This is a genomic window from Enterobacter sp. 22466 (assembly GCF_052044775.1).
Taxonomy (GTDB): Bacteria; Pseudomonadota; Gammaproteobacteria; order Enterobacterales; family Enterobacteriaceae; genus Enterobacter; species Enterobacter dissolvens.
The window spans coordinates 1-5,942 of sequence record NZ_JBQENX010000025.1 but is presented as its reverse complement, the minus strand read 5'-3'; the positions used below and the strand labels follow the sequence as shown (position 1 = coordinate 5,942).

Here is a 5,942-nt window from a genome sequence, read left to right as displayed (position 1 = left end):
CATCACGCCATTTACACAATTCATTTTTATCCTCAATACTCTTTACTCAGTTTGCCATGAAAGTATCACTGTCAGGCCTGGTCTCCGGATTGATATATGATTTTGTATACAGTCAGACCGGCTGCATAGGATAAACAGGAGAACACTATGCACATATCGTTGTTCAGTCACACTCCTTCGGTCTCGGTCCTCGACAACCGCGGCCTGACCGTGCGCGAAACCGCGTATTACCGTCACCCCAGCGCCCCGGAGGTGACCTGTGAGCGCGTCACCCGTCATCGGTACGACGCCCGCGGTTTTCTGACGCTGAGTGCTGACCCGCGCCTGCACAACGTCGGACTGGCGAACTTCACGTATCTTACAGACCTGACCGGCAGCGTTCTGTGCACGCACGGAGCGGATAACGGCATCACCGTGGCGCTGAACGATGCCGCAGGCCGACCCTTTATCGCGGTCAGCAATATCAGCACCATCAACGACGGAACCGGGGACAGAAATCAGGCCGTGATACGTACCTGCCAATATGAGGACGCAGCGCTTCCCGGCCGTCCACTGAGTATAATTGAACAGGTAGCTAGTGAGGCCGTCCGCATCACTGATCGCTTTGTTTATGCCGGCAATACTGATGCGGAGAAAGCCCTGAACCTCGCCGGTGCGTGCTTCTGCCATTACGACACGGCCGGCCTGACACAGACCGACAGTATTTCCCTGACCGGCGTCCCGCTCTCCGTCACCCGCCGCATGCTGAAGGATGCGGACAATCCCGACGTTACGGCCGACTGGCAGGGCACCGACGCTTCTACGTGGAACAACTTGCTGGCTGGCGAGACGTACGCCTCCAGGACCACGGCAGACGCCACGGACGTGGTGCTGACTACCGCGGACGCAAAAGGCAACCAGCAGCGGGTGGCCTATGATGTGGCGGGCCTGCTGTCGGGCAGCTGGCTGACGGTGAAAGATGGCACGGAGCAGGTTATCGTGGCCTCCCTGACGTACTCTGCTGCTGGGCAGAAGCTGCGCGAGGTACACGGCAACGGCGTAGTGACCACGTACACGTATGAAGCAGAGACGCTGCGCCTGACCGGAATTAAAACTGAGCGACCGGCAGGACACGTTTCCGGGGCGAAGGTACTGCAGGACCTGCGCTATGAGTACGACCCTGTGGGCAACGTCATGAAAATCAGCAACGACGCGGAAGAGACCCGCTTCTGGCGCAACCAGAAGGTGGTGCCGGAGAACACTTACGTCTACGACAGCCTGTACCAGCTGGTCAGCGCTACCGGGCGCGAGATGGCAAATGCCGGACAGCAGGGCAGCAACCTCCCCTCCGCCACAGTCCGCCTTCCCACCGACAGCTCTGCGTTTACATACTATACCCGCACTTACAGCTACGACAACGCCGGCAACCTGATACAAACTCGCCATAGCGCCCCCGCGACAAACAACAGCTACACGATAAATATCACCGTCTCCGATAAAAGCAACCGGGGCGTGCTTAGTACGCTGACGGAAAATCCCTCAGACGTGGACGCGCTGTTTACGGCGGGCGGACAGCAGACGCAGCTGCAGCCAGGCCAGAGCCTCGGATGGACGCCGCGCAACGAGTTACTGAAAGTGACGCCGGTGGTACGCGACGGCGGTACGGATGACAACGAGAGCTACCGCTATGACGGCGGCAGTCAGCGACTCCTGAAGGTGAGCGTGCAGAAAACCGGTAACAGTGTACAGACACAGCGTGCGCTGTACCTGCCCGGACTGGAGCTACGGACGACAAAAGCTGGCGATACGCAAATGGAAAGCCTGCAGGTGATTACTGCGGGCGAGGCCGGCCGTGCGCGGGTGCGGATGCTGCACTGGGAGAGAGGCCAGCCGGAAGGCATCGGCAAAAACCAGGTACGGTACAGCTACGACAACCAGACCGGCAGCAGCAGTCTGGAGCTGGACGGTGACGGTAATATTATCAGCATGGAAGAGTATTATCCTTATGGTGGCACGGCAGTCTGGGCTGCCCGCAGCGCGGTGGAGGCAGATTATAAAACGGTTCGTTACTCGGGCAAGGAGCGTGACGCTTCGGGGCTGTACTACTACGGATACCGGTACTACCAGCCGTGGGCGGGCCGCTGGCTCAGCGCAGACCCGGCAGGAACAATGGACGGCCTGAACCTGTTCAGGATGGTGCGCAATAATCCCGTCACGCTGATTGACAGCAACGGGTTAATCAGTACGGGCCAGGAAGCCCGAAAATTAGTGGCCGAAGCATTTGTTCATCCTTTGCACATGGCTGTCTTTGAGAGAATTTCTTTAGAGGAAAATCTTGCAATGAGCGTAAGGGAAGCCGGCATTTATACTATTTCAGCATTGGGTGAAGGTGCTGCAGCAAAAGGCCATAATATTCTTGAGAAGACTATTAAACCTGGTTCACTAAAGGCTGCTTATGGTGATAACGCTGAATCTATTCTTGGGCAGGCAAAAAGTAGCGGTTTCGTTGGCCGAGTAGGTCAATGGGATGCATCTGGTGTAAAGGGAATATATGCGCACAACAGACCGGGAGGTGAGGATGTGGCTTATGCAGTCAGCCTGCAAAATAGTTCTGCTAATGAACTGGTTAATAAATGGATAAAATTTAAAATCATCACGCCCTATACAGGCGATTATGACATGCACGATATTATTAAATTCTCTCATGGGAAGGGGCATGTGCCCACGGCGGAAAGTAGTGAGGAAAGAGGAATAAAAGATTTGATTAATAGAGGTGTTGCAGAGGTCGACCCTTCCAGGCCCTTTGATTATACAGCGATGAACGTTATTCGCCATGGTCCTCAGGTAAATTTTGTTCCCTATATGTGGGAACATGAGCAAGATAAAGTCGTAAATGATGATGGTTATCTGGGAATTGTAGCAAATCCGGGCCCATTCCCTGTGGCAATGGTACATCAGGGCGAATGGACTGTTTTTGGCGATAGTAAAGAGCTGTTTAATTTTTATAAATCTACAAACACCCCTCTTCCAGAACACTGGTCCCAGGATTTTGTTAGTAGAGGGAAAGGTATAGTTGCAACTCCCCGACATGCTGCAATTCTTGATAAACGGCGACACATTCATAAATCATAATCGCAGCGGGTGATCTAGACACTTCCGAGCCGGAGCCTGTCAGTAATTCTGTGTAACTGCCGCTGTGTTAAAGGTGATCGCTCTGGCGGTCACCGAACGTGATAATAAAACGACTCATCGCAAGCCGCCCGTTGATAATACTGGTTTTCATATTCTGTCGGTGACATCTGATCGCTAGAACCATGCCGACGCTTACTGTTATAAAACATTTCGATGTAATCAAAAATATCGCTGCGGGCTTCTTCCCGCGTTCCGTAGATCTTTTTCTTTATCCGTTCACGCTTCAGCAACTGGAAAAAGCTTTCTGCAACCGCATTATCGTGGCAGTTACCGCGACGGCTCATGCTGCCCTCCAGGCAGTGTGATTTCAGGAACGACTGCCACTCATGGCTTGTGTACTGACTGCCCTGGACGCCCTTCTAAGAGTCAAGTCATTATTTGGGTACTGTTGATCTGCCGATTTTGATTTCGCAGCAGCGTATAGACTTCACGCGAGATATAGCGCTTGAGGCAACGCAGTGCTTCCATTTTAGAATGACCTTCTGCTACACGCTTTGCCACATATTCCTGTGTTCTCGCGTCTGTCCGTAATCGACCGATCGCGATGATATGCAGGGCACTATTGGCTGCGCGATCACCACCACGATTAAGTCGGTGCCGATTTGTTTTTCCGGAAGATACCGGGACAGGACTTACGCCACATAGCGCGGCAAAGCCGGACTCAGAGTTCAGACGCTGAGGGTTATCACCTGCAGTGATCAACAACTGCGAAGCACATTCATATCCCACCGCTTTACGTTTGATAAGCTCAGGCGCCAGCTCATCGACTAGTACGGATCAACTGCATCCTTGTGAGATGACGTATCTGGTCCCGGAGCTCATCCGGAGCAGAGACAATATTCATCTGGATCATTTGAAGTGCAATACGTCGTGCCGCAACAGCTGTTTTGCGGCAGACTTTCAGGACACGTAGCGCTTCAATCATTCCGCTGCGCGTTTTTGGTGTGACGGTGCGTATGCGTGAGAAAGCAGCGTGAGCGGCACTTTCTGCATCGATCGTATCGCTTTTACCCCGCTTACGGCGTTCCATTTTATCTGGTGCTGTGACCTCCAGAACTTCGATTTTAGCCTTCTGAAGGTAGCGCAGAAGACCTGCACCGTACGAACCCGTGCATTCAACACCGATACGCTCAACCGTTTCGAAAGAAGCCATCCAGGTCAGCATTTGTCGGTATCCCTGACGAGTTGTGGAGAAGAACTCGCTGCCTAAAATCCGGTTATTTTGATCAACCACAGCTGCGACATGAAATCTTTATGCGTATCTACACCACCAACGACAAACGATGAATGAACAGTATTTGCCTTTGCCATAGGTCGTTTTCCTGCTGCAGAAATTATTCGTCAATTCTCCTGACGATAACCCGGACAGGACAGTAAAGAGACAAGCCGTCAGGCCCTTCTTGAGTCACGTGCATCGGTGAGGAGAAGCCTCGCATGAGGTACTTCCCGGTTACCGACGGGTCCAGGGAAAGACACATTACTGGTCGTTCAGAGTGTGAGTCAGGAAACCGGGAAGTCTTCACTGCATCAGTGATCTCATCGGTCAGGAAAAACAGCAAGCATGATGATGAAAACTGACACCGACATTCTTACTATCAGAGTGAACCAGTACCTGTTTTTGGGGATTGCGAAATACGCCGCTTTTTTTAATATGTCCCGTTCGTCGGTAACCCGCTTCAGCTCTTTCTGGAGACGGCGGATCTCGGCCTGAGCATCTGACTGTTCTTTAGTAGTGGAAGAATCCGGACCGTACTTCTTTATCCATGCGTAAAGGCTGGGGTGGTGATATCGAGACGTGTTGCAACGCTGGAAACAGAATGACCACGATCAACAACCTGTTTGACTGCTTCGATTTTAAACTCTTCTGGATAACGCTTACCGCTCATGGGCACCTCTCTTTAAGTCATCTTAAATGACTCTGAGGTGTCTGTTAAACCCTTGACGATTTATGGTGTTACGTTTTCATCACCTAGAGTTAAACGAGACAGTCATCATCATTATGGCACTTTACGGCTATCTGAATGACATAGTATCGCGCTCCTGTGCTCCTGTGCTCCTGTGCTCTGGTATCCGTGTACCGGCGCTGGACCCCATTCCCTGTGCTGTCCTCCGGAGAGTGACAGTGCCGATCTCTGCGGGTTTTCACCCAGACCGAGCTATGCCGCTGGGTAAAACAGGCGGTGTGTCATATCCGGTCAGACGCTGTACCGTCCCCAGGACAGCAATGTAGTACTGTCAGCGGCACCATTTCTTTTCGAAAGATACGCCACTGTCGATCACTTATTGATGTCAGCCCCTGAGCTTTAATCAGCCTGAAAATCGCCGCATGGCGTGCATCAGTAAAACCATTTTTCGCTGAAACAGCACACAGCCTTTCCAGAATGTCACCGTATGAAAAGTTATCAGCTCTCCAGGGACTCCAGTCCTGTTCCAACCTGTCGTTCTCCTGCGCCAGTGTGTTGAAAATGCCTGAGAGCAAGGCTAGCAGAACGGAAGAGCGTTATGGACTTTAAAATGACGGTTCAATCCGCTGAAAACACAACGATGTTGCCCTGCCAGTGACGCATCAACCGTGACGGTGAGGGTTATTCAGGCTGCCTGCAGATAGCATAGTTTCTCAGGGACTCTGGCGTATGAGCGAAGGCCCGTTGCCGGAAACCCAGTTTGATACTTTTTTATGTCGCCAGAAGATAAAAGTGTTCTGCCGGGACAGGTTTCCTCCTCCACGCTTCACCGCTAGTTAACCATCGGGTATCGCGACTGGATAAGTT

General features: G+C 52.3%; 1 protein-coding gene and 3 pseudogenes. 1 reads left to right on the top strand and 3 read right to left on the bottom strand.

What is annotated here, in order from left to right:
* The first annotated feature begins 147 nt into the window (after positions 1-147).
* Positions 148-3,111 carry an RHS repeat-associated core domain-containing protein gene (locus tag ACTJJI_RS26010; RefSeq protein ID WP_440656263.1) on the top strand — a complete coding sequence of 988 codons (2,964 nt, stop codon included), beginning with the start codon at positions 148-150 and terminating at the stop codon, positions 3,109-3,111.
* Between the two features lie 89 nt (positions 3,112-3,200).
* Here ACTJJI_RS26010 and ACTJJI_RS26005 read toward each other — a convergent pair.
* From ACTJJI_RS26005 to ACTJJI_RS25995, 3 pseudogenes are all read right to left on the bottom strand, one after another.
* Positions 3,201-3,521 (bottom strand): annotated as a pseudogene (locus ACTJJI_RS26005) (IS3 family transposase); the annotation flags it as partial.
* Positions 3,522-3,537: 16 nt separating this feature from the next.
* Positions 3,538-4,482, bottom strand: a pseudogene (locus tag ACTJJI_RS26000) (IS110 family transposase).
* Positions 4,483-4,809: 327 nt separating this feature from the next.
* Positions 4,810-5,057 (bottom strand): annotated as a pseudogene (locus tag ACTJJI_RS25995) (transposase); the annotation flags it as partial.
* Positions 5,058-5,942 lie beyond the last annotated feature (885 nt).